The sequence below is a fragment of the Agathobaculum massiliense genome (assembly GCF_900291975.1).
Classification (GTDB): Bacteria; Bacillota; Clostridia; order Oscillospirales; family Butyricicoccaceae; genus Agathobaculum; species Agathobaculum ammoniilyticum.
In genome coordinates, this window is the sequence record NZ_OMPN01000001.1 from 1,948,652 (window position 1) to 1,971,118 (window position 22,467).

Consider the following 22,467-nt stretch of genomic DNA (forward strand, 5'->3'; position numbering starts at 1 on the left):
GTGTAAGACATGCCTGATTTTAACCCCAACCGTGTGATGCACGGAAACGGCGGCACGGCCTGGTGGAACGGCAAAAAGCTGACCACCCTGCAGAGCGTGGAGGCAAAGGTCACCGGCGATTTTGAGGACATAAACGTATGCGGCGACCCCGCGACCTACCGCATCTATAACGGCTACTCGGGCGAGGGGACGCTCGTGTGGCTCAAGATCGACAGCGACGTGCTGGTGCAGATGGCCGAGGCGTTCCGCACGGGCATCATGCCGGAGATCACGGTTATCACGGCGCAAACACAGAAAGGCACGAACAAGGTCGAGCGCGTGGCGTACAGCGATATCACGGTGGATGAGTTTATGCTCGCCAAGTTCGAGAAAAAGGCCAAGACCGAGCAGGAGGTGCCGTTCAAGTTCGGCAACTTTGAAGTTTTGGAGACATTGTAAGGAGGACATATGGACAAGAAACTGCTGGAGCAGCTCGCGGCGCGGGCCGAGCAGAAAGAAAAGGACCGGCTGGAGGTCAAGGCGTTTTCGGTAGGCGGCGTGGACATGCTGTTCCACAAGCCCGCGCAGGCCGACCAGCTGGACTATGTCGAGGCGATCAACGAGGCCAGCGGCGCGCGTGATTCGGTTGCGGTGAGCGTTTCCCTGATTTATGACTGCTGCCGCGATCTGCAGGACCCAGCGCTGCACGAGGCGCTCGGCGTGACCGACCCTTACGACACGGTGCGCCGCCTGATGGATATCAGGGAGATCGACAAGCTGGGCGCGGCGCTGGCGCGGTGGATCGGCCTGCTGCCGGACAGCGGCGAGGAGCAAAGCCGCGCCGAGCAACTGGAGGCCGCCGCAAAAAACTGATCGAGCGCGACCCGCTGCTTGACCTTGCGGCGTTTTACGCGCCGCGCGGCATCACGCCCGAGGAGGTTCGGCGCATGAGCCTGGCCGATCGGGCGGTGCTGCGGGTCGGGCGGGCGCGCTATTACGAGGAAACGCGGCTGGTGACCGCATGGGGCATCGCAACGGCATTCCCCGCGGAGGAGAAAAAGGAGGGCGCGCATGGCGAAAAATAAGGTCATCAACACCGTCCTCAACCTGCGCGACAACATGTCCGGCGGGCTGCTCAAGGCCGCGCAGAACGCGAAAAAGAGCGGCGCGAAAATCGATGACAGCATGATCCAGTCCACGCGGAAAGTGATTGCGTTCAAGAACAAGGCGGTTTCCGCGATGCAGGAGTTTGCGAAAAAGTCCGCGCTTGCGGCGGGCGCGGCGGTGGGCGGCCTTGCCGCCGCCTTTGTGGCGTTGGACGGCGCGACCGAGGAATACCGCGTGGCGCAGGGCAAACTGAACACCGCCTTTGACGCGGCGGGCTTCTCGGCCGACGCGGCGCGCAAAAGCTACCGCAATTTTTACGCGATCCTGGGCGACACGGACACCGCGGCCGAGGCGAGCCAGCTGCTCGCCAAGCTCGCGCAGAACGAGCGGGACGTCGGCACCTGGACGCGGATCGCAGCGGGCGTTTCCGGCACATTTGGCGACAGCCTGCCGATCGAGGGGCTGATCGAGGCGGCCAACGAGACCGCCAAGGTCGGGCAGGTGACCGGCACGCTGGCCGACGCGCTCAACTGGGCGGGCATCCTGGAGGACGATTTTAACGAGCGTCTCTCCACCTGCGGCTCGGAAGCGGGGCGCAACAAACTGATTATGGACACGCTGGCGCGCACCTACGAGGGCGCGGCGGAGGCGTTCTACCAGAACAACCGGCAGGTCGTGGACGCGCGGCGCAATCAGGCGACGCTGAGCGAGATAACCGCAAAGCTGGGCGACGCCTCCGCGACGGCTAAAAACAAGCTGTGGGAAATGCTCGGCGCGCAGGCGGACGGCAGCATCCGCGCAGGCTCGGCGCTGGAATGGCTGACCGAGAAAGCAGCCGCCTTTTCCGGCTGGGTCGCGGGACTGGACATGGACGGGCTGGCGGCACAGTTTGACCAGCGGTTCGCAGGTGCAATAGAACGCGCAGGCGATGCGATTGCGTGGTGCAAGGAGAACGGCGATCTGCTGATCGGCGGGCTGAAACTGCTTGCGGGCGCGTTTGTGCTGGTCAAGGTTGGGCAGTTCAATTCAAGTCTGAAAAACGGCATTTCAACGATCGGCGGCTTTATTGGCACGATCGCGGGAATGACTACCGCGACTACGGCGCAAGCTGCCGCAACCGGTACGGCCACGGCAGCGCAGCGCGGATTGAATGCGGCATTCAAAGCTAATCCCATCGGGTTTGTGATCACGTTAGTTGAGGGTTTGATCGCGGTCGGTGTTCTGCTGTACAAGAATTGGGACACGCTTACAAAATGGGCTGGTAGGCTGTGGGACACGGTGAAAAAGGCGTTTGGCGGCATCCGTGACGCCATTGTCGGCGCGTTTGACAGCGCAAAGGACGCGGTCGGCTCGTTTTTCTCCTGGTTGGACGATAAGATCGAGAGCGTGCCGCTGCTGGGGCAGCTATATAAGGGCGCGAAAGGCATCGGCTCCTCCTTCCTGAATTGGTTGGACGGCGCGACACGCATCCAGCCGCGCGGCAACGCGCTCGGCACGAGCTACTGGCGCGGCGGCCTGACGCGGGTCAACGAACGCGGCGGCGAGATCATCAGCCTGCCGAACGGCACGCAGATCATCCCGCACGACGTATCCGTGCGCAGGGCGGGCGGGCCGCAGGTGACGGTAAACGTCACCGTGGCGGGCAACGTGATCGGCAACCGCCAGTATGCGGACGAGCTGGGAGAAACCATTGTGCGGAATATCATCCGCGCGTGGGATAACGTATAAAGCAAAAGCCGCCCCGGGGAGGGGCGGCAGGGGCTTGCAGGATTATTCGACCTGCAGCTCGCGTTTGAGCGCGGCCTGCAGGACGGCGCTGACGTTCAGATCGGACTGGCGCGCCTTTTCGTCCAGCCAGGCGGGCAAGGTGACGTTGCGGCGCACCGTGCGGTTATCGTGCGCGCGGCGGTAGGCGTCGAAGTCTACATCGACCAGCGAGGCGATCTCGCCCGGGGCGCATTCCACTGCGGACAATGCGGACGGTTCAGGGAGCGGCTGTCCGTCGTCCTGCAGGGTAATGCCCATCAGTCCAATTGCGTCGCGCGCCATGAAGATGGCTTCGGCCATGTCCTCCCCCTGCGTATTGAGCGGGAAGTCCGGCACGGTGACCATATAGCCGCCCTCTTCGCAAGGCGTGAAGATCACAGGATAGACCTTTTTCATGTGAAAATTCTCCTTTCAGTATTGCTTCCGGCATATGCGGCGGGGCTTTATTTCAGCCCCCGCCGCCTGATGATCGCTTTTGCAACGGCTTCTTTGATTTCGCGTTGTCGGGAAACCGGCTCGTTATCGGTGCCGTTTGTGTAAATGTCGTGGTTGCCGCCGTCCCGTTTCAGCCACCAGCCGTTACGTTCCAGTAGTTTTATCAAATCCCGTCTTTTCATAAGGTGTCCTCCTTATGATTCTATTATACACATTTAGTGTGTATAAGTCAAGGGATTTTTGAAAGAAGGCGGTAAATATTTATAAGGTTATCCTATCATTCAACAACAACGAGGAGGTCATGGTGCTGCCGCATGTGCCGCCGGACTTTCCGCTGCCCGAGCCGGAGCAGCACAACGAAACCTATGAGGGCCTGAGCCGCGACTACCGCCGGATCGGCACGCTGGGGCTGCGGCCGTATACATGGGAGAGCATTTTCCCCGTGGGCCGCCGTTACCCGTTCATGCCGCCGGAGGCGAGCGACAACGGCTGGGACTATGTGGCGTTCTTCCAGCGGGGGCGCGAGCGTAAAATCCCGTTCCGCATGATCGTGCTGGACAGCGGCGGCGCGTGCCGCCTGAATACGCCTGTCACGGTCGATGCGCTCGACCTCAGCGTGCGGCGCAATGGGGACATTGCGTACAGCATCCGCTGCACCGAGTACCGGTTTGTCGTGTAAGGGAGGGACGGCATGGCACAGGAATATGCAGACGAGCATCGTCTGATCCGCTACCGCGGCGGGCGGGCGCGCGACATCACCGCCTTTGCGGGCAACCTGCAGGCCGTGGACGAGCTGAACGCGCTCAGCGTGGAGCTGTCCTTTGACGTGATCACCGCGCCGTGGGACGGCTATGTGGAGAAAAACCTCGTGACGCCGGGCGACAAGCTGCGCCTGGTCAACCACGACAGGACCGTGTTTGCCGGACAGGTGGAGCGCGTCGGGCTGGACGGCAGCGCGACCGCTTACGACCGCGGCTGGTACCTCAATAAGAGTACGATCATCCTGCAGGCGTCCGGCATAGCGGCGGACGAGGCGATCCGGCGCGCCTGCGCCAAGGCGGGCGTGGGCGTGGCCGAGGTGTGCAGCCTGCCTGCCAAAGTCACACAGGTCTGGACGGGCGACACGCCCGCGGACATCATCAGCGAGATACTGGAGGCGTGCGCGGCCGAGACCGGCAGGCAGTACCAGTATTTTGTGTCGGACGAGGGGCTGACCGTGCGGGAGCTGCCCACGGCGGCGGTCAAGGCGTACCACAAGCCCGCGGACAATCTCGCGGCGTTTGACATCACCTGGGCGCTGGGGCAGGTTTCGGGCGAGGACAGCATCGCGGAGCTGCGCAACGCGGTGGTGATCGCCGCCGAGCAGGACGGCAGGGCGTACATTGGTGCGCAGGCGTCGAACGGCGCGAGCGTGGAGCGGTTCGGCTTTTTGCAGCATGTGGAGACCGTGACAAGCGACCCGGGCGACGCGCGGCTCCGGCAGATAGCAGGCAACCTGCTCGCGCGGCTCGACCGCGTGGGGCGCACGCGCACCATCAGCGAGATATGGGGCTGCGACGAGGTGACGAGCGGCGTGGTGCTGGATTTCAACAGCCCCGCGTTCGGCGTGTCCGGCCGGAACAGGGTGACGCGCGTCACCCACCACTACGGCGGCGCGGGACACACGATGGAGCTGGAACTCGAGGCGCTGGACGAGCCGCGCGCGGCGGGTACAACGGACACGGTGAGCGTATACGGCCTGCCGGACGATATTGGCAGCGCGGGCGGCGCGGACGGTGTGACGGTAGGCGGTGGGGACGGCTCGGCCGCAGCCTTTGTGTCGGCCGCGCAGGGAGAAGTCGGCTACCGCGAGGGCGCGGGCAACCGGAACAAATACGGCCAGTGGGCCGGTATGGACGGCGTTGCCTGGTGCGTGATCTTTGTCTGCTGGTGCGCGGCGCAGGCGGGCGCGCCCATCCCGACCGGATACAGCTATGTCGGGGACATGTCGAGCTATTTCCAGTCGCGCGGGATGTACCGCACGGTGGCGAGCGGCTACATCCCCAAGGCGGGCGACCTGATGATACAGGGCGACCGGCACATCGGCATCGTGCGCAGCGCGTCCCGCGCGGGCGTGCAGACCGTGGAAGGCAACTATTCGGACAGCGTGGCAAATGTGACGCGGTATTACAGCGAGATCAGCGGCTTTTGCACGCCGTGGGGGTAAACAGGCATGGCATATGATTATGAAATGGCGCAGCGGCTCCGGCGGCTCGGCCGGTATCAGCCGCCGCCCGCGTGGCATGAGGCGGTATGCGCGGCGGTTTCGCCGCCGACCTTTTCCGTGATGGAGGGGAACGCCCTCTTTACTGCGGAAAACGGCCTGACCATGACGGCGACCGCCGCCGCGCGGGAGTGGCACAGCGGCGACAAGGCCGCGGCGGTCCTGTCCGGCGGCTTGCTGCTGGTGATCGACAAAATATGAAAAAGCCGCCCCGAGGGGCGGCGAGGATGGACAAGGAACGACGGCGTGTGCTATAATACAGGCGGACGCTGTTACATATGGCGGTCAGCCCACTCCCCATGAAGGGGGTGATGCTTTATGAGACGATTCGTAAGAATTGTGATATGGGCAATCCTGTTGCTACATATTTTGCTTATAAAAGCGCGTTGACCGCTCGGTGGCACCCGAAACGGTCAACTTGTGTTGAGTGTAAGTAGGGGCTGACCGCTGTAACAGCGTCCCTTTGTATCTGTATTATAACGCGCGCGCCCCGTCTTTGTCAAGCCGCCCACAAGGGACGGCAGGCGTAGACAAAGAACGACGGCGTGTGCTATAATACAGGTGGACGCTGTTACATATGGCGGTCAGGCTCATTTTCCCCCGTTCGTCTCGGGCGGAGGGAGGTGAGGCGAATGTGGAGAAAAGCCTTTCGGCTTCTGATATGCGCAAGCGTGCTGCTGCGTATTTTATCCATAAAAGCGTTCTGACCGCTCGGCTGGTACCCAAGCGGTCAGAGGTTTAACTTTGATTGCATAAGGGCCTGATCGTTGTAACAGCGTCCCTTTGTATCTGTATTATAACGCGCGCGCCCCGTCTTTGTCAAGCACGGCAAGGACGGGGCGCTTTTGTTTTGCAGGGAGGTGTATCAATGACGCAGACCATCTTTCCGGTGATCCCGACCGACATCCCCGCGCAGGCGGCGGCCGGCATCGGCCGCGCGCCCGCGTTCCAGTGGGAGGAGGATGGCCGGAGCGGGGCGTTTCAGCTGGTGGACGGGGCGCTGAAAGAGCGGACGGGCGTGGAGGCGGTCAAACAGTGGTTTGAGCTGATGCTGCGGCAGACGCCGGGCGCTGTACCGGTTTACCGTACGGACAGCTCGACCCTGCCGGGCGTGGACCGCACGCTGCTCGACCGCCGCATGCCGGAGGGCTGGGTGCAGGCCGAAATCGAGCGGAACGTCCGCGAGACGGCGGCGTTCTGCCCGGCGGTGCGCACGGTGGACAGCTTCGCGTTTACGCGGCTGCGGCGCGGCCTGCAGGTGGCGTTCACCGCGCGCCTGCACACGGAGGAAACAGTGGAGGTGAGCGCCTATGTCGGCGGCGAGTGATATCCTGCAGGAGTTGCTGGCGGCAATGCCGGACAGCTATCAGAAAACCATCGGCTTCCCCACCTACGACCTGCTGGCGGCCGCCGCGCTGCGCATGGAGGGGACGGACGCCGAGCTTGAGGCGGCGAAAGCCAAGCTCGACCCTGAAAACCTGACGGGGGACGAGCTGGACCGCTATATCTTCCCGCGCACCGGCCTGGAGCGCCGTCAGGCGACGTTCGCGCACGGCGTGGTGCATGTGACCGGCACGGGGACCGTGAGCGAGGGCGACCTGTTTGAGAGCGGGGGCGGCGTGCAGTTTTACGCCACGCAGGCCGTCCAGATCACCGGCGAGGGCGATGTACCCGTGACCTGCCGTCAGGACGGGGCGGCGGGCAACCTGCCCGCGCACAGCGTGACGCAGATGCCGGTGACGATCGCGGGCATATCGGCCTGCGACAACCCCGCACCCATGACCGGTGGCTACGACGAGGAGGACGACGCGGCCTATTACGAGCGGCATCTGCTCAAGGTGCGCACGCCGCCCACGTCGGGCAACATCTACCAGTACCAGAGCTGGGCGCTGGAGGTCGCGGGCGTGGGCCGTGTGAAGGTGTTCCCGCTGGGCCACGGGGACAACACGGTGGACGTGGTGCTGGTGGACAGCACGGGCCAGCCCGCGGCTGAGGAGCTGGTAAAGTCGGTGCAGGACTACATCGATCCGGACAGCACGGGCGAGGGCTACGGGCAGGCTCCGATCGGGGCGCGGTGCTATGTCAGCGCGGCGACGGGAAAGGCCGGTGCCGTCTCCTGCACGGTGTCCAAACTGAACACCGGAGACGAGGACGGGGCAGTGACCGCAGCGGTCAAGGCGGCGATTGCGGACTATCTGGCCGAGATCGCGTTTGAGCAGGATTTTGTCAGCTACGGCCAGATCGCGGCGGCGATCCTGAGCGCGGAGGGCGTACTGGATTTTGAAAACCTTGCGGTAAACGGCGGCACGGCCAACGTTGCCATAGGGGAGCGGGAGTGCGCCGTACTCGGGGAGGTGGCAATTACCTATGCCTGAATATGACGACATGCTGCGCAGCCTGCCGTCCGCATACCGGCGCGACCCGTGGGTGACCGGCCTGCTGGGCGCGGTGGCGGGCGTGGACAGCGCCCAGCGCGCGGACGCTGCCGAGACCGCGGACCAGATGTTTCTGGACAGCATGACCTGGCTGCTGCCTGTTGAGGAGCGCGAGGCGGGGCTGACGCCCGAAAAGGGCGCGTCCATCGAGGACCGGCGCGCGGCGCTGGCCGCGAAATGGCGCAGCCTGTCCGGCAAGTGCGACATTGAGCTGATCCGCACCATCTGCGGGAGCTGGAACGGCATCGCGGCCGAGGTGACCTATGACGGGGTATCGTGCGTTACGATCCTGTTCCGCTCCACGGCAGGCATGCCAGGCAACATGGAGAGTGTGCGGCGCGCGCTGCGCGAGGTCATCCCCGCACACCTGCGGTATGAGATCACCGCGGCGCTGCTGCGCCAGGGCGGGAGCCGGACGTACAGCGCGGCCGCAGGGACGCGGGCCAAACATTACGGAGAACACGAGGTGATGCTATGAGTTGGACAAATGCGGCGGTCACGGCCGCGGGACACGCCCTGCAGGCGGCGCTCGTCGGCACGGGCAAGGGGCTGGTATTCACGCGCGCGGCAAGCGGCGCGGGGCTGGCCGCCGGAACGCTGGAGGAGCAGACCGCAGTCACGGACGAGCGGCAGGCGCTCTCCCTGCAGCCCGCGCAGGTGCTGGAGGGCGCAAAGGTACGGGTGCGGGCGGTACTGGTCAACACCGGCCTTTCGGCGGGCTACACCATGCGCCAGCTTGGCTTTTACGCGCGCGCCGAGGACAGCGGGGACGAGGTGCTGTATGCGCTGGTGCAGGACGAGGCGGGCGACCCCATCCCAGCCGCAGCGGAAAGCCCGGGCTTTTCGGTGGACTGGACGTATGTTTTTAGTTTTGGCAACGCGGCCAAAGTGACGGTGGAGCTGGACCCTGCGGGTGTGATCGGCTGGGGCGCGGTCGGCCAGCCGGACGGCGTGGCGGGGCTTGGGCCGGACGGCAAGGTGCCGGAGGAGCAGCTGCCGGATATGACGGTCGATTTGTCCGGCGACAAGGCGGCCGGTATCCTGCCGCTGGCAAAGGGCGGCACGGGCGCGTCAGCGGCGCAGGGCGCGCGGACTAATTTAGAGGTGGCAAAGCCGGTGCGGACGACGGTGTCGTTCCCCACGGCCGGCTGGACGCTGTCCGGCAGCGTATACACGCAGACGGTGAGCTGCAGCGTGGCGAAAGCGGCCATGAAATACGCCAACATCGGCCCGCAGTACTCCACGGATGCGTCCGCGCGCAAACTGGAGCAGGAGGCGTATGCCCTGATCGCCTATGTCGATACCGCGGACGGGCAGCTTGTGGCTACCTGCTGGGGCAACGAGAAGCCCGCGGTCAACCTGACGCTGATATTCGAGGGAGGGGTGGACTGATGCGGACAATAGCGGGCGGGGGCGGCGTGAAAGAGCCGTCGTTCAAGGTATCCTCTATAAAAAAGGTCGAAGTCCCCAGTGGAGGAAGCCTGTATGTGGGGGACTACCGCATGGTTGCGGCAGCGGCGAGCAGTAACCGGTATCAGGTGCTTTTCCCTGACTATGGATTCTATATTGATGTGGATTATAACAACGGCAGTATTATTTCATCGAGTCAGTTTAATAAGAACCACTATAACCAGAACACCAAAACGCTGACATGGCAATACGGCGATCAATCCCCGATGTATGGCTTCAAATAGGGAGGTGCATCAATGAAGCTGCTTACAAACGATAAGACCTATGAGGGCGTCACGTTCCGGCCGACGGCGGACGGGTGCGTGATCACGGCGCGGGAGGCCATAGAGCCGGGCGGGGTACTGGTGATAGAGGCGGACGACGGCGCGGAGCTGTGCCGCTACACGGTGGCGGACTGGCTGCGGTGCGAGACGGACGGGGGTACGCTGACGCTATCCAACAGCCCGGCGCCGGAGCCGCCGCCCGCGCCAGGGCTGGACACGCTGCGCGAGGCGCGGCAGGAGGCAAACAAGCAGGCGCTCGCGGACTGGCTGGCTGCGCATCCGCTCGCCTGGACGGACGGCCAGACCTACGGCGTGACGCAGGAGGATCAGGATGAGCTGGCGCTCAACCTGATGCAGTACCAGCTTGCGGTGCAGGCGCGGCAGGAGGCGGTGCTGGAGTGGCATGCGCAGAAGCAGGCGTGCAGGGTATTCACGGCGGAGGAGTACACGGCGCTCTCGCTGGCGATTGCCGCGTATGTTTACCCGTACCGGCGGTATCAGGAAACGGTCAAGGCCGCGATCTGGGCGGCGGAGAGTGAGGAGGAGATCAATGCGGTGCAGATCGATTACAGCACGGTCGCTGGCGCTGCATAGCGGCATGGCCGTGCTCGGCGGGCTGGCGTACATGGGCATAGAGCTGCTCTGGCGAGGGCGCACCCATTGGACGATGGGCGTGCTGGGCGGCGTGTGCTTTGTGCTGATCGGCCTGCTGGACGAGGTGCAGGAGCACCCGCCGCTGCCGCTGCAGATGCTGCAGGGCGCGGCGATCGTGACAGGGCTGGAGCTGCTCGTGGGGCTGGTGGTCAACCGCTGGCTCGGCTGGGGCGTGTGGGACTACTCGGACATGCCCTGCAACCTTTGGGGGCAGGTATGCCCGCAGTTTTCGGCGGCGTGGTTCGGGCTGAGCTTTGTTGCCGTAAAGGTGGAAAACCTGCTGCATTGGCTTCTAAAAGGAGGAAAAAGTTGTGAAAACAGCGAAAAATAATCGTGGGGGGTGCTTAAAGCACGGTTTAAGTGCGGATTTTCCCAAAACGGCACAGAGGGGCGGTGCCGCGTATGAGATGCAACATGACGCGGGAGACCGCGCAAGCGGTTTCGCCAATACAATACTTCAAAACAGCGACCGTGGAAATTCCGAATTACAGTACTTCTTATACAATAAACATGGGGTTCACACCAAAAGCTGTGCTTCTGATAACAGACAAACATGTAGCCTTTGGATGCGCGCTGACAGGGTTTTCTGTTACAGTACAAGGTCAAAATCATTGGGACGATATGCTGGAAATCGTATCGAATGGGATCCGGTTGAGCGGCAGCCTTTATCCAAGCTCAAATCTCTGCTATGTCGCCTTTGGATAGCAGGCCGCCGGAAGGCGGTGGCCGTATGAGGTGTATCATGGCGGGGCAGGCTGGCGTTGAGGAGATGCAGTGCTACACATACACAAAGGAGATCTCGACCGCTAACTACACCGAGCCGCTGCGCATCCCGAATCAATTTACGATAGAGGGGGAGCTGAGGCTGTACGGGCATGTACCGCTGTACAATTACGGCGGCAAAATGTCCGGCACGTTTGAAAACACGGTTTACGCTGGTGACGAGATGCCTGGCTCCGCAACGCTGACTATATCAGAAAGCGCGCAGTATATCACAGTGGCCGCGCCCTATGGCTTTATGCATGGGAACACAGTGCGGGTGCTGCTGATGAAAACGCGCAACAGTTAGCGGAAAATGCCGATATGCTGCTGGAAAGGAGTTAAAATGCTTCAAAAAGTTCTGAAAAAGCTCAAAAAATGCGGGGGGGGGGTATCTAAACAGCGATTTAGATACACATATCCCGACATTGGCACCGAAAGGCGGTGCCGGAAATGAGGTGCATCATGCACGGACAGACGGCGGCCGCTGCGCCGCAGATCGTGGAATATGTAAAGGAGAGCTTTGCCGATCAGGAAACCTGGGAGGTGTGCGGCGCACCCAAAAACGATACGCTGATCTCTACTTATTATTCGTACCGGACAGGGACGTATATTTCAGTGTACGCCTACCACGCTGGTACGCAGACCGTATCCAAACTGTTCTCAACATCCACCTATGTCGCAATAAGCGTTCAGAGCGGAAAGATCATTGCAACGCAAAATGCCAACAATTCGGCCGAACGCGGGCGAGTGGTGCTGACCGTATAATCGGCCGCCGAAAGGCGGTGCGGGGATGAGGTGTATCATGCAACAGGCAGGGGTTACCGCAGGGACGGGAGGATGGATGCGGTTTCAGGCGCGGGTGAGCTATACCGGCTCCCAGCTGCGCGGGAAATCGATCACAATTTCCCCGGAGGCAGGGGAGATGATTCGGGTGGAGGACAAAAATGGGATTGTACAGCTCGTAAATCCCGTTGAGGTCGGGAGCAATACGCTGTCGATCGGGGGTAACGTCGCCTCAATACGGGCAAGCCCTGATGATGTATACCGCATCTTATCTGGGTATACCAACGGCGTCTGCGATGAGCGCGTACCTCAGCGCTGTCCAGCTCGGCACGCTGGAAGCGTAGGCAAAACAAAACCGCCCCATAGGGACGGTTTAACGCGGCTGGACAAACCAGCGGCCATCCGCGTGCCAGATCAGAGTCCGGTGCTTGCCGATGAATATGCCGTGTTCGGTGGCGCACAGGTTGGGATCATACCGGCAGCCGAGGTATTTGGTAACAGTATAGGTTTTCCCGTGCATGGTGATGCGGTACGGCTCGACCGCCCCGCCAACGGTGCACGTCTCGACGATCACGCCGGTAAAGTTGCGCGCCCTGCGCGAGATCAGCGCGGGGTTGATCGTGGCGTTGCCGCTGGCCGGATCATCATAAAACATGGCGATCACCTCTCTGCCTTATTATAACGCCGCAGAAAGGGACACGACAACATGCAACTTATGGAAAGGGGGCGGTGCCTATGGGCATTTGACCGGAGCGCGTCAAGATAAGACGCTGCACACCCATAGGGTGAGGACATAAATCAACCACGGACAGGCCGTAAGGCCGGAAAGGATACTGTTATGAACATCTACATTAAAAACGACGCGGAGATTCAGGCCATCGCAGCGGAGGGCAAGGTACACGGCATCGGGAACATCCTCGACGTATATGACAACCGTCACGGCCTCGCGCGCGACTTCAAGGCGCGCAAGGCGTATTACGAGCATAAGGGCTATCCGGTGAACGAACTGCTGGAGGCCGAGGCCGCAAAATAACAGGGAGGAGGTGACGGGGCGGGTAGAACCGCCCCACCATCTATGCCAATAGAGGTAATCGTGGCGGGCATGAGCCTGATCGGGACGCTGGCGGGTACGTTCGGCGGTATCCTGATATCCTCCAACCTGACGGGCTATCGTATCGAGCAGCTGGAGAAAAAGGTGGCCGAACACAACAAAATCGTCGAGCGCACCTATAAACTGGAGGGGCGCATGCTGGAGGCGGAGCATGATATCCGCGACATGAAAGGGAGTTTTGTCTATGAACCTGAAAGTAAGAATTAAGAACCCCGTGTTTTGGGTGCAGATCATCCTCGGCGCGTTTGCGACGGCGCTGGCCTATGCGGGCCTGACCGCCGCCGATATGACGACCTGGGCGGGCGTGTGGGAGATCATCAAAGGCACGGTGAGCAATCCCTACTGCCTGTTCCTGGTCGCGTGCAATGTCTGGAGCGCGCTCAACGACCCGACCACCAGCGGCGTGACCGACAGTGATCGGGCGAAAACCTATAAGCGCCTTTGCAGAAATAAAAAAAGCCGCCCGATGGCGGCAAATATAGACAAAGGGCGGCGCACGATGGTATAATATGTCGGGCGCTGTCGTTCCCAGCGGCGGGCGGTTATAGCCACTCCCTTGCGAAAGGGGGTGATAGCTTGTGTGGTGGAAACTGTTTCGTTTCACTGTATGCACGGCATGTTTGCTTTACATACTGACCATATACGCAAAATGACCGCCCTACCCTTCCAAAAGTAAGCGGTCATTTCACCATTTGCTTTAAGGGCTAAACCGTCTGCCGGCAGCGCCTCTTTGTATAGATATTATACCACAAGCCCCTCCTGTGTCAAGGCGGGGCTTTTTATTGTAGATTGAAACTGAGGTGATTTTTTTGAAAATCCTTTTGATTGCCGGACACGGCGGCACGCCATATGACAGCGGCGCGGTTGGCTGCGGCTATACGGAGGCGGTGGAGACACGGCGCATGGCGAACGCGGTTGCGCCACTGCTGCGGAGTTACGGCTTTGAGGTCGCACTGTACGACCAGAGCAGGGACGCTTACAAGGTAGTGACGCAGGGCGGCAGCCTGCCGCTTTCCGGCATCTCCTATGTGCTGGAGTTCCACCTGAACAGCGCGGCAAACGACCCGAAAGGCAACGGCCGCACGACGGGTACGGAGATCTTCGTGCATACAAACGAGCAGGGCGTGGGCGTGGAGCAGGCGATCCTGCGGCGCGTCTGTGCGCTGGGATTTACCAATCGCGGCATCAAGCGCTCAAGTGGGCTTGCCGTGCTTAAGCATGTGTTTAAGCGCGGCGTGAGCCATGCGCTCGTCGAGACGTGTTTTATCGACGATAAGGACGACATGGAACTGTATGGAGCAAAATTTGACGCTATCGCAAAGGCCATTGCAGACGGCGTGGCCGAGGGCTTCGGCAAAACGGTACAGGATGAGGAGGACGATACCGTGACACAAGCAGAATTTGAGGCGATGTACGACAAGATAAACCCGCTGTACAAGACGATTAGCGACGTGCCGGACTACTGGAAGCAGAAGGTACGGGAGATGCTGGACAGCGGCGCGATCAACGGCGGCACGGCGGATAATCCGGACGACATCAACATGCGCCATGAGGCGCTGCAGGCGGCGATCGTTGCGTATCGTGCGGCGAATAAATAACGGTGTTCATCTTGGACACAGGAAAGCCCCGGCCGGGAGGTCGGGGCTTATTTTTACCAACTTGATCATTTTAAGTCAATAATGGAAATAGATATTAGTATGAGTGATAGATAGGCATTATCTAAAGAGGAAACTGCTGTTTGAGCTTTAATTGATGGGGGAAAGATTCTTTTATAAAATGCATAGAATTTTACAGAGAGTTATTGAAAATTATAGGATTCATGATAAAATAGGGGTGAAAGGAGGTGAGCGCATGTATTCTGCGAAGCAAGTTGCTCAATATATCATCAACAAGTGCTCTATTGAGAAAAGACCGGTAAGCAACCTAAAACTTCAAAAATTGCTTTACTTTGTTTGGATCGAGTATCGCAAGCGCACAGGCAAGAATTTATTTGATGATAAGATCTATGCGTGGCAGTTTGGTCCGGTAGTTCCTGAAGTATATTATGATTACTGCGCTTATGGCGGCATGGATATCGATAGGCGGTATGAAGATGATGAAATAGAAATTAGGGCGGAGGACAAGGCGATTTTGGATGCATCGCTCGCCGGATATCTGAACTGTTCGGTCAGCCGACTGGTCAACATGACGCATGAACAAGGAAAACCGTGGTATAAAGTATATGTCGAACAGGAAGGCGTCAAACAGGAAATTCCTTTCAGCTTAATTGAGCAGATGGAGTGCCAGTAATGCTATCTGAACAAACAAGAGAGCGAGAAAACCAATTAAAGGATCTTATTCGAGAATTGTCAAATAAAGCGATAGATGAGTAAAGCTGTGAAGAAATCACGAGGCGATTCGCGGCAATATACGAGGGTGGTTTTCGGCATCGCTATTCTGTGTTTCACCCGCTGTTACAAGAAATCATGGCTTCATCAGATGCAGAACAAGGAGTTTCGGAGTTTCTTACTGTAAATTTGAATACGATAAGCGCATATATTGAGAACAAATATATCAATAACGGCCAAGGTGAGCACACCAAGATATATCGACCAATCTATAAGCTGTGTGATCATATCAATCTTGAGATGACTAAATGAGCAGCGGACTCAAGAAAGTCGATTGCAGGAGTTGTATGCCAGGATTGGCGCTGCGCAGACCAAGTTAAAGCGCGCTAAGGTAGACGCAGAGAAAGCCCGTAAAAAGGTAAGTAAGGCGCAAACAGATATGCTGGCCATTTTAAGTGTTTTTTCAGCAGTTATACTGGCGTTTATGGGTGGCATGACCTTCTTGGGTGGTGCAATGAGCAGCATCAGCGAAACACGCATATACAAGTTTGTTATCGCATGTTGCATCTGCGGCTTCATCATTTTCAACACAATCTTTTTGTTGCTGTACATTATATCAAAAATTATCGAGAAGCCAATTTACGCACGATGTGAAAGCCTTGATTGCACCTGTGATCATGGTAAGCCAAAGTGTGGTGCATTGAACAGGGTTCGGAAAAGATTGCCCTATGTGTTCTATTTCAATGTTTGTACATTGGCCCTGCTGTTGTCGGTTGTTTTTGTCCAATATGGAATTCCTGCGCTGAAATCGTGGGATGACACGCAAGCAGCAACGGATGTGCCGATGTCAGAGGCTGTTTCCGATAATGGTACAAGCGATGATAGTGGAGTGTGTCCTGAGAATATAAAGGCATCAGAATAAAATAACAGTGTTCAAGTTGGACACGGGGAAATACGGTGATGTACAACTGTTGCAAAATCGTTGCAAGGAGAGTTTTTGCGATGTTGTATATGTGCAGATATATCTGCGTAAAACGGCATAATCTATGCTACTACTCACACGCGAGAGGTCGTGGGTTCGAGCCCCGCCAACCCCACCAGTGAAAAACCGTCACGAAAGTGACGGTTTTTTCGTTTTTTGAGGACGGGGAGCCGCGTCCGGCGTTCATTCGGGACGCTGGTTTTTGCGCCGGAGGTGCGTGACGAGCTGGTGGACCAGGGCGATATCATCGCCCGTCAGGCCATCGATGGAGATGGTCTGCGTTTGCGGTACGCAGAGAATAAAATCGGTCGACACCCCAAAAAGCTGCGCCAGTTCGACGATATACTGCGTGCTGGGGACACTGATGCCCATTTCCCAGGCGTTCACGCTGGAGCGCGTGATATCCAGGCGGCCCGCAAGCTCGGCTTGCGACAGGCCGAAATTTTCACGCAGCGTCTTGATGCGTTCGGCTGTTGCTATCATTTTCATCACCCTTTTAGTATAGGGTAATGTAATCGAATTGATACTGCATTATCAAATAGATGTTTGCAATTGACATATAAAGCCGCGGGCAGTATACTGATACTGGGTGATAAAGGTGATAAATATGAAAGCTACGGGGATTGTGAGAAAAGTGGACAATCTGGGGCGGATCGTACTGCCGATGGAGCTGCGCCGGACTATGGATATCGCGCGCGACGACCTGCTGCAGATCAGTATGGCGGGCGGTGAGATCCGCCTGACCAAATTCCAGCCGGCATGCCTGTTCTGCGGCGAGTCGCTGGAGGTCGTCGATTTCAGGGGCAAACGGGTGTGCAGAGAGTGCATCCGCAAGCTCCAAAAAAGCCTGAAAGTGAACAAACGCCGTCCTGTTCGGGGGCGGCGCTGAAAAAACCCTGCCGCGGCTGCGGCAGGGTTTCTGTTATGCGTGAACGCATGTCTTGTGCGATGCGATTGAGCGGGCGATATAGGGCTGCACCTCCTTGAGCGGGATACCGAGAGCGACCGCCAGTTCGCTATGCAGCAGATCTTCCGCGCGCTTGCGGTAGCGCTGGTCGATCTGGCTGACGCGCCGGCCGTTGCGCCGGGATTTGGCGTACACCGTCTTAATCAGCTGCACCAGCTCATGACAGTCGTGGCTCTGCAGCGCGGCCTGGTAGTGCTCGCTCGCCAGCCGGAGGCTGTGGGTGGTGAAGCTATCCTCCTCAATAGCGGGGATGGATTCGATCAGCGCTTCGGCCTGCTCCCTGGAAATGACCGGACGCATGAACACCGGGGAATCGACCGGTATATAGATGGTTTCCGTGCCGTATACGGGCGTGAGGGTGTAGTAAAGGCGGCCCTCGTCCCTGGCGAAAGCAGGCTGTCCCACCGCGGTCACCTCACAGACGCCGCTGGTCCCGTAAACGATGAATTCGCCCGTGTGATACATTTTATTCCTCCTCGCAAATATGGCTGATGCGGAAGCGTTCCGCACTTCTGCGTTATAAAACTCGGCTGTTCTATATAAGATTATAGCATATTTTGTGGGGAAATGTAAGCGAAAATTATTTTTTGTTCACAGGCCGGCCCGTGCGGCCGCTTCGTGCGTCAGGTAAAAGTGCAGGTGGTCCTTGATCTCGCCGTTATAGAGCAGCTCCGCGCGGTGCAGCGTCCCCTCGTATGCAAAGCCGCATTTTTCCAGCACGCGGCGGGAGGCTGGGTTGTCCGGATAGCAGGTGGCCGAGATCAGGTCGAGCGCCATCTGCTCAAAGCCGAAGCGGAGGACCGCCCGCACCGCCTCGGTCATATAGCCCTGCCCCCAATAATCCACACCGAGCGCGTAGCCGAGCGAGCGGGCCGAGCCGTACTGCCGCGCGGAGTCTGCAATCAGGCCCACCGAACCCATCAGGCGGCGGTCGCCCCTGCGTTCGACCGCCCACACGCTCGGCTGGTCAAGAAAGACAAGGTGCAGGATGTCGCTCGATTCCAGCAGGCTTTCGTGCGGCTTCCAGCCCGCATTCCGGCCGACCGGCTCGTCCTTGGAATAGGCGTAGAGGGCCTCGGTATCGTCCTCACGGAAGGGGCGCAGCGTCAGACGTTCGGTGATCAGCTCCATAAAAACTCTCCTCAGGTTTCATCGGTATCCAGATGGTCAAGCGCGTATTGGCAGCATTGGGTGACGAGCTGGTTGAGGGACACGTCCTTCTGCTGCGCGACCGATTCCAGCTCCTGCACCAGCTCGCGCGGCATGCGAAAGGTTTTGTTGACATATTCCGTCTTTTTGACTTGAAACATTTTTTCACCGCCTTACTCCCTTACTCCATATTATAAGTGCAATGAAGCGGTGAATATACGCGCGCATTTTACATGATTATTTATCTTGCAAAATATCTTGTAAAAATAATTGCAGCATGCTATACTGAAAAAAAGGAGGGGCGCGGATGAACGGCGAAAAGCGGCGTACGCCATGCGGCGGAGCGTTAAAGAGGATACTGGCGGCGGCGCTGCTGGCGGTTTTTGCGTTTTTTGCGGGCCGCTCCTGCGAGCGGGACCATCTTTCCCCAGAGCAGGGCGCGGGCATGCGGGTCACCCTGACCCTGTATGACGGGGCCGGGCGTCCGGTCTGCCGCGCAGACCGCGTGGTGAGGCAGGACGGGCGGCAGGGCCGGTGGGAGTGCCGGGGCAGCATCGCGCCGGAGGAGCGGGACGGCTCGTATGTGCTGACGGTGCAGGAGGAAACGGGCGAAAAACGGTAGGATAAAGAAAACGGCTGCGAAAGCAGCCGTTTTTATTATGCGTCCGTCAGGCCAGCTCGATGACCTGGTCGCGCGCCGGTCCAACGCCCAGCATGGTGATCGGGCAGCCGATCAGGCGCTCCAGCTCGCGGATGTAGCTCTGCACGGTCTGCGGCAGCTCGGCAAACGAGCGGCAGTCCGTGATATCCTCGTCAAAGCCGTCGAACTCCTCGTACACAGGCTCGCAGCCGTCCAGCGCCAGGAAATTGGCGGGCAGCTCGGTGACGGTTTCGCCGTTCTTCAGCCGGTAGGCCACGCACACCTTGAGCTTGGGCAGGCCGCGCAGCGGGTCGATCTTGTTGATTACGGCCTCAGTCATGCCGTTGACACGCACCGCGTAGCGCGCCACAACCGCGTCGAACCAGCCGGTGCGGCGCGGGCGGCCGGTGACCGTGCCGAATTCGCCGCCGGCATTCCGGATGTAATCACCGGTGTCGTCGAACAGCTCGGTCGGGAACGGACCCTCGCCCACGCGGGTTGTGTAGGACTTGAATATGCCCATGATGCTGCGCACCGCGGTCGGGCCGACGCCCGAGCCGATGCAGCAGCCGCCCGCTACCGGATGCGACGAGGTGACGAACGGATAGGTACCCATATCCAGGTCGAGCAGCGTACCCTGCGCGCCCTCGAACAGCACCTCCTTGCCAGCCTGAACCGCTTCCCAGGTCAGGAGCGAGGTGTCGGTCACATAGGGGCGCAGGCGCTCGGCGTAGGCGCGGTATTCCGCGACGACCGCGTCCGCGTCGATCGGCTCGCCGCCGTACACGCCCGTAATCACGCGGTTTTTGTACGCGCACGCCTCGCGGACGACGGTTTCGAACCGGTCCGGATCGACAAAATCATGCATGCGTACGCCGCTGCGCTCGGATTTATCCATATAGGTCGGGCCGATGCCCTTTTTGGTCGTGCCGATGGCGGTGCCATCCTTGGCCTTTTCGGCCTCGCTCAGCGCGTCCAGTTCCAGGTGCCACGGCAGGATACAATGGCAGCGGGCGTCGATGAACAGCTTGTCAGTCGAAACGCCCTTTTCGTGCAGGCCGTCGATTTCGCCCAAGACCGCCTTGGGGTTGACGACCACGCCCGGCCCGATCACATTGACGCACGCCGGATACAGGATGCCCGAGGGGATGAGCTGCAGCTTGTATTTTTCGCCGCCCGCGACGACCGTGTGGCCCGCGTTGTTGCCGCCCTGGCTGCGTACGACCAGATCGGCCCTGCCCGCGAAAATATCGATAAATTTACCCTTGCCCTCGTCGCCCCACTGCGCGCCGAGGATCACCTTACCTGGCATAGGAGTTCATTCCTTTCTTGCACTTGCGCATGCTTTCCGCATGTCATACAGATAAAGTATAGCATAGGGGAGCACGCTTTTCAATCCTGATTTTGCGGGTTTTGGCTTGTAAAAGGCCGGCCGGCGATGTAAAATAATTGCGTAAAGCAATCATAAGGAGTTAACGAGCATGCATTATCTGGACAACGCGGCGACGACGCGCGTGCTGCCCGAGGCGGCTGACGCCGCGCTGCGCGCCATGTGCGAAGCGTTCGGCAATCCGTCGAGCCTGCACAGGATGGGGATAGAAGCGTCGCGTCTGCTGGAGGACAGCCGCAGGACGGTCGCTTCAGCGCTGGGCTGCCTGCCGGAGGAGACGTACTTTACCTCCTGCGGCACGGAGAGCACCAATATCAGCTTGCGCGGTGTTTCCCACCTCAACCGCCACAAAAAGGGGCGTGTCATCACCACCGAAATCGAGCACGCGGCCACCCTTAACACCTGCAGACAGCTTGCGGCCGAGGGGTTTGACGTGGCGTTCCTCGCGCCGGACGCGACCGGCCATATTACGGCTGCGGCGCTGGAAGCGGCGCTGACCGAGGACACGGTCCTGCTGTCCTGCCAACTGGTCAACAATGAGATCGGCACGGTGCAGCCCGTGGCCGAGCTGGGGGCGCTGCTCAAGGTCAAGGCGCCGCAGGCGCTGTTTCACATCGACGCGGTACAGGGGCTGTGCCGCGTACCCCTCGCGCCTAAAAAGTGGAAGTGCGATTTGATGAGCGTTTCCGGACACAAGATTGGCGCGCCCAAGGGTATCGGCGCGCTGTATGTCAGGAAGGGGCTGCGCCTGCCGCCGCTGATGTTCGGCGGCGGGCAGGAAAAGGGGCTGCGTCCGGGGACCGAGGCGCTGCCAAATATCGCGGCGTTCGCCAGGGCGTGTGAGATCCGCATGGCGCGTTTTGACGAGGATTATGCGTATGTGGCAGCGCTCGCGGCTTATCTCAGGGAACAGGTGGCGGCGTCCCTGCCGGACGCGGCGTTCAACGGCGCGGGGGATATCCCGCATGTGGTCAACCTGTCGCTGCCGGGCTGCAAAAGCGAGGTTATGCTGCGCGTACTCGAAAGCGACGACGTGTACGTTTCGAGTGGGTCCGCCTGCTCCAAGGGCAGGCAGAGCGGGGTGCTGCGCGCGCTCGGCCTGCCGAAAGAGCGCACGGACAGCGCTCTGCGCGTCTCGTTCGCGCCGTGCAATACAACCGAAGATGTGGACGCGTTTATCCGCGCGGCGCAGAAGGGTGTGCGGATGCTGCGCCGGTAAGCGCGTCGCCTGGGGAAAAGGGGGAGGACAGCCGTGGCAAAGAAAGGGAAGCTACTTTCCGCGGTCAGTGTGGCGCTGCTGGCCGCGCTGTGTGTTGCGCTTCCGGTGGCGGACCGTGTGTGGTATGGCGGCGCGCTGCTCGGCGGGGGACAGATCGCTTTTGCGATCCTTGTGATATGGGGGGCGGCGCTGCTTGCGGTTGAGCTTCGGAAAAAGCCGGAAAATCGCCGGTGGTCGGCCGCGGTATCGCCCAGAGCCCACATCGCGGGCGCCGTAATCGACGTCGCGGTGATCCTGCTCCAGATCCATGGGGGGATGCATGGCCTGCTGCTGGGCTGCTTGACGATCGGCCTGTTCGCCGCTGCGGGGTTGGAATCGCTGTTGTCCATCCGGAACAGCTCGCGCGTCGGGCGGGGGCTGTTCCTGATTGCACTGAGCATGCTGCTCTGCACAGCGGGCTACTTCCTCGCCGTGCGGCCCATCCCACTGGCGCAGGCGGAGCAGCTCGCGTGCGGGATGGGGTATGAGCAGCTCGCGCACGAGGGCATTTCGCACGGCAACAGTCTGTGGGAGGAGGACGGCCGCGGCCGCATGGGGTTCTACGAGAATGCGACGGTGGCGGACCGAGCGCTTGGCCACTACGCATTTTCCGCGGAGAAGGACGGGCGTCGCTTCATGGTCTATGTGCCGGTCGCCTCGTCCGGCGCGGTCGTACAGTCCGAGGTGGGCGCATGAAAGCGGGGCGGTATCCGGCGCGGCAGTAC

Annotated in this window: 34 protein-coding genes; 26 read left to right on the forward strand and 8 right to left on the reverse strand. The window is 60.0% G+C overall.

What is annotated here, in order from left to right:
• The first annotated feature begins 9 nt into the window (after positions 1-9).
• From DBQ51_RS09920 to DBQ51_RS09930, 4 genes are all read left to right on the forward strand, one after another.
• Positions 10-438: a phage tail tube protein gene (locus DBQ51_RS09920; protein ID WP_107631463.1), complete on the forward strand. Its 429-nt coding sequence runs from the start codon at positions 10-12 to the stop codon at positions 436-438.
• 9 nt (positions 439-447) lie between these two features.
• Positions 448-852 (forward strand): hypothetical protein, encoded by a 405-nt coding sequence (locus tag DBQ51_RS09925; protein WP_107631464.1) that lies wholly within the window; start codon positions 448-450, stop codon positions 850-852.
• A 74-nt stretch (positions 853-926) separates the two neighbouring features.
• Positions 927-1,064: a hypothetical protein gene (locus DBQ51_RS16595; protein WP_159068146.1), complete on the forward strand. Its 138-nt coding sequence runs from the start codon at positions 927-929 to the stop codon at positions 1,062-1,064.
• Positions 1,051-2,814: a phage tail tape measure protein gene (locus DBQ51_RS09930; RefSeq protein ID WP_107631465.1), complete on the forward strand. Its 1,764-nt coding sequence runs from the start codon at positions 1,051-1,053 to the stop codon at positions 2,812-2,814. The genes DBQ51_RS16595 and DBQ51_RS09930 overlap by 14 nt, the downstream gene beginning before the upstream one ends.
• A 42-nt stretch (positions 2,815-2,856) precedes the next feature.
• Here the strand turns inward: DBQ51_RS09930 and DBQ51_RS09935 are convergent, their stop codons facing one another.
• Both DBQ51_RS09935 and DBQ51_RS09940 read right to left on the reverse strand, forming a co-directional pair.
• Complete coding sequence (locus DBQ51_RS09935) at positions 2,857-3,249, reverse strand: type II toxin-antitoxin system HicB family antitoxin (RefSeq protein ID WP_107631466.1); 393 nt, start codon at positions 3,247-3,249, stop codon at positions 2,857-2,859.
• 47 nt (positions 3,250-3,296) lie between these two features.
• Positions 3,297-3,470 carry a type II toxin-antitoxin system HicA family toxin gene (locus tag DBQ51_RS09940; protein ID WP_107631467.1) on the reverse strand — a complete coding sequence of 58 codons (174 nt, stop codon included), beginning with the start codon at positions 3,468-3,470 and terminating at the stop codon, positions 3,297-3,299.
• A gap of 119 nt (positions 3,471-3,589) precedes the next feature.
• Here DBQ51_RS09940 and DBQ51_RS09945 point away from each other — a divergent pair, with 119 nt between their 5' ends.
• From DBQ51_RS09945 to DBQ51_RS10000, 12 genes are all read left to right on the forward strand, one after another.
• Positions 3,590-3,967, forward strand: coding sequence for a hypothetical protein (locus tag DBQ51_RS09945; protein ID WP_107631468.1), 378 nt, complete (start codon positions 3,590-3,592; stop codon positions 3,965-3,967).
• Positions 3,968-3,979: 12 nt separating this feature from the next.
• Complete coding sequence (locus tag DBQ51_RS09950; RefSeq protein ID WP_107631469.1) at positions 3,980-5,494, forward strand: CHAP domain-containing protein; 1,515 nt, start codon at positions 3,980-3,982, stop codon at positions 5,492-5,494.
• A 6-nt stretch (positions 5,495-5,500) separates the two neighbouring features.
• Complete coding sequence (locus DBQ51_RS09955) at positions 5,501-5,752, forward strand: hypothetical protein (RefSeq protein ID WP_107631470.1); 252 nt, start codon at positions 5,501-5,503, stop codon at positions 5,750-5,752.
• Positions 5,753-6,419: 667 nt separating this feature from the next.
• Positions 6,420-6,878, forward strand: a complete 459-nt coding sequence (locus DBQ51_RS09960; protein ID WP_107631471.1) for a DUF2634 domain-containing protein — start codon at positions 6,420-6,422, stop codon at positions 6,876-6,878.
• A complete protein-coding gene (locus DBQ51_RS09965; protein WP_107631472.1) occupies positions 6,862-7,926 on the forward strand; it encodes a baseplate J/gp47 family protein in 1,065 nt (354 codons plus the stop codon). Before DBQ51_RS09960 ends, DBQ51_RS09965 begins: the two co-directional genes overlap by 17 nt.
• Positions 7,919-8,464, forward strand: coding sequence for a putative phage tail protein (locus DBQ51_RS09970; protein ID WP_107631473.1), 546 nt, complete (start codon positions 7,919-7,921; stop codon positions 8,462-8,464). The genes DBQ51_RS09965 and DBQ51_RS09970 overlap by 8 nt, the downstream gene beginning before the upstream one ends.
• Entirely contained in the window at positions 8,461-9,378 is a 918-nt protein-coding gene (locus tag DBQ51_RS09975; RefSeq protein ID WP_107631474.1) for a hypothetical protein, read from the forward strand. The genes DBQ51_RS09970 and DBQ51_RS09975 overlap by 4 nt, the downstream gene beginning before the upstream one ends.
• A complete protein-coding gene (locus tag DBQ51_RS09980) occupies positions 9,378-9,680 on the forward strand; it encodes a hypothetical protein (RefSeq protein ID WP_107631475.1) in 303 nt (100 codons plus the stop codon). Before DBQ51_RS09975 ends, DBQ51_RS09980 begins: the two co-directional genes overlap by 1 nt.
• A gap of 12 nt (positions 9,681-9,692) precedes the next feature.
• On the forward strand, positions 9,693-10,313 hold the full coding sequence (locus tag DBQ51_RS09985) for a hypothetical protein (RefSeq protein ID WP_107631476.1): 621 nt from the start codon (positions 9,693-9,695) through the stop codon (positions 10,311-10,313).
• Positions 10,270-10,704 carry a putative ABC transporter permease gene (locus tag DBQ51_RS09990; protein ID WP_107631477.1) on the forward strand — a complete coding sequence of 145 codons (435 nt, stop codon included), beginning with the start codon at positions 10,270-10,272 and terminating at the stop codon, positions 10,702-10,704. The genes DBQ51_RS09985 and DBQ51_RS09990 overlap by 44 nt, the downstream gene beginning before the upstream one ends.
• A gap of 399 nt (positions 10,705-11,103) precedes the next feature.
• On the forward strand, positions 11,104-11,442 hold the full coding sequence (locus DBQ51_RS09995; protein ID WP_159068147.1) for a hypothetical protein: 339 nt from the start codon (positions 11,104-11,106) through the stop codon (positions 11,440-11,442).
• Between the two features lie 143 nt (positions 11,443-11,585).
• A complete protein-coding gene (locus tag DBQ51_RS10000) occupies positions 11,586-11,900 on the forward strand; it encodes a hypothetical protein (RefSeq protein ID WP_107631479.1) in 315 nt (104 codons plus the stop codon).
• Between the two features lie 391 nt (positions 11,901-12,291).
• On the opposite strand, the gene DBQ51_RS10005 is transcribed toward DBQ51_RS10000, so the two are convergent.
• Positions 12,292-12,573, reverse strand: a complete 282-nt coding sequence (locus DBQ51_RS10005; RefSeq protein ID WP_107631480.1) for a hypothetical protein — start codon at positions 12,571-12,573, stop codon at positions 12,292-12,294.
• Positions 12,574-12,756: 183 nt separating this feature from the next.
• Between DBQ51_RS10005 and DBQ51_RS10010 the strand changes: the two genes are divergently transcribed.
• The 6 genes from DBQ51_RS10010 to DBQ51_RS10035 all read left to right on the forward strand — a co-directional run bounded on the left by DBQ51_RS10010 (position 12,757) and on the right by DBQ51_RS10035 (position 16,278).
• The gene (locus tag DBQ51_RS10010; RefSeq protein WP_107631481.1) at positions 12,757-12,951 is read left to right on the forward strand and encodes a hypothetical protein; all 195 of its coding nucleotides are present in this window, start codon (positions 12,757-12,759) and stop codon (positions 12,949-12,951) included.
• Positions 12,952-12,993: 42 nt separating this feature from the next.
• The gene (locus DBQ51_RS10015) at positions 12,994-13,236 is read left to right on the forward strand and encodes a hypothetical protein (protein WP_107631482.1); all 243 of its coding nucleotides are present in this window, start codon (positions 12,994-12,996) and stop codon (positions 13,234-13,236) included.
• Positions 13,214-13,537: a phage holin family protein gene (locus tag DBQ51_RS10020; protein ID WP_107631483.1), complete on the forward strand. Its 324-nt coding sequence runs from the start codon at positions 13,214-13,216 to the stop codon at positions 13,535-13,537. The genes DBQ51_RS10015 and DBQ51_RS10020 overlap by 23 nt, the downstream gene beginning before the upstream one ends.
• A 301-nt stretch (positions 13,538-13,838) precedes the next feature.
• Positions 13,839-14,627, forward strand: a complete 789-nt coding sequence (locus tag DBQ51_RS10025) for an N-acetylmuramoyl-L-alanine amidase (protein ID WP_159068148.1) — start codon at positions 13,839-13,841, stop codon at positions 14,625-14,627.
• Between the two features lie 253 nt (positions 14,628-14,880).
• A complete protein-coding gene (locus tag DBQ51_RS10030; protein ID WP_159068149.1) occupies positions 14,881-15,318 on the forward strand; it encodes a Panacea domain-containing protein in 438 nt (145 codons plus the stop codon).
• A 372-nt stretch (positions 15,319-15,690) separates the two neighbouring features.
• Positions 15,691-16,278: a hypothetical protein gene (locus DBQ51_RS10035; RefSeq protein ID WP_107631486.1), complete on the forward strand. Its 588-nt coding sequence runs from the start codon at positions 15,691-15,693 to the stop codon at positions 16,276-16,278.
• Positions 16,279-16,521: 243 nt separating this feature from the next.
• On the opposite strand, the gene DBQ51_RS10040 is transcribed toward DBQ51_RS10035, so the two are convergent.
• Positions 16,522-16,821: a helix-turn-helix domain-containing protein gene (locus tag DBQ51_RS10040; RefSeq protein ID WP_054327386.1), complete on the reverse strand. Its 300-nt coding sequence runs from the start codon at positions 16,819-16,821 to the stop codon at positions 16,522-16,524.
• 124 nt (positions 16,822-16,945) lie between these two features.
• Between DBQ51_RS10040 and DBQ51_RS10045 the strand changes: the two genes are divergently transcribed.
• On the forward strand, positions 16,946-17,227 hold the full coding sequence (locus DBQ51_RS10045) for an AbrB/MazE/SpoVT family DNA-binding domain-containing protein (RefSeq protein WP_107631487.1): 282 nt from the start codon (positions 16,946-16,948) through the stop codon (positions 17,225-17,227).
• A gap of 33 nt (positions 17,228-17,260) precedes the next feature.
• Here DBQ51_RS10045 and DBQ51_RS10050 read toward each other — a convergent pair whose 3' ends face one another.
• The 3 genes from DBQ51_RS10050 to DBQ51_RS16870 all read right to left on the reverse strand — a co-directional run bounded on the left by DBQ51_RS10050 (position 17,261) and on the right by DBQ51_RS16870 (position 18,615).
• Positions 17,261-17,770, reverse strand: coding sequence for a CarD family transcriptional regulator (locus DBQ51_RS10050; RefSeq protein ID WP_054327388.1), 510 nt, complete (start codon positions 17,768-17,770; stop codon positions 17,261-17,263).
• Positions 17,771-17,896: 126 nt separating this feature from the next.
• Positions 17,897-18,436, reverse strand: a complete 540-nt coding sequence (locus DBQ51_RS10055; protein ID WP_107631488.1) for a GNAT family N-acetyltransferase — start codon at positions 18,434-18,436, stop codon at positions 17,897-17,899.
• Positions 18,437-18,447: 11 nt separating this feature from the next.
• The gene (locus DBQ51_RS16870) at positions 18,448-18,615 is read right to left on the reverse strand and encodes a hypothetical protein (RefSeq protein ID WP_162838363.1); all 168 of its coding nucleotides are present in this window, start codon (positions 18,613-18,615) and stop codon (positions 18,448-18,450) included.
• A gap of 146 nt (positions 18,616-18,761) precedes the next feature.
• Here DBQ51_RS16870 and DBQ51_RS10060 point away from each other — a divergent pair, with 146 nt between their 5' ends.
• Positions 18,762-19,076 (forward strand): hypothetical protein, encoded by a 315-nt coding sequence (locus DBQ51_RS10060; RefSeq protein ID WP_107631489.1) that lies wholly within the window; start codon positions 18,762-18,764, stop codon positions 19,074-19,076.
• A gap of 46 nt (positions 19,077-19,122) precedes the next feature.
• On the opposite strand, the gene DBQ51_RS10065 is transcribed toward DBQ51_RS10060, so the two are convergent.
• Complete coding sequence (locus DBQ51_RS10065; RefSeq protein ID WP_054327390.1) at positions 19,123-20,406, reverse strand: adenylosuccinate synthase; 1,284 nt, start codon at positions 20,404-20,406, stop codon at positions 19,123-19,125.
• A gap of 169 nt (positions 20,407-20,575) precedes the next feature.
• On the opposite strand from DBQ51_RS10065, the gene DBQ51_RS10070 reads away from it, so the two are divergent.
• Positions 20,576-21,703, forward strand: a complete 1,128-nt coding sequence (locus DBQ51_RS10070; RefSeq protein WP_054327391.1) for a cysteine desulfurase family protein — start codon at positions 20,576-20,578, stop codon at positions 21,701-21,703.
• A 33-nt stretch (positions 21,704-21,736) separates the two neighbouring features.
• Positions 21,737-22,438 carry a hypothetical protein gene (locus DBQ51_RS10075; protein WP_107631490.1) on the forward strand — a complete coding sequence of 234 codons (702 nt, stop codon included), beginning with the start codon at positions 21,737-21,739 and terminating at the stop codon, positions 22,436-22,438.
• Positions 22,439-22,467: the final 29 nt, after the last annotated feature.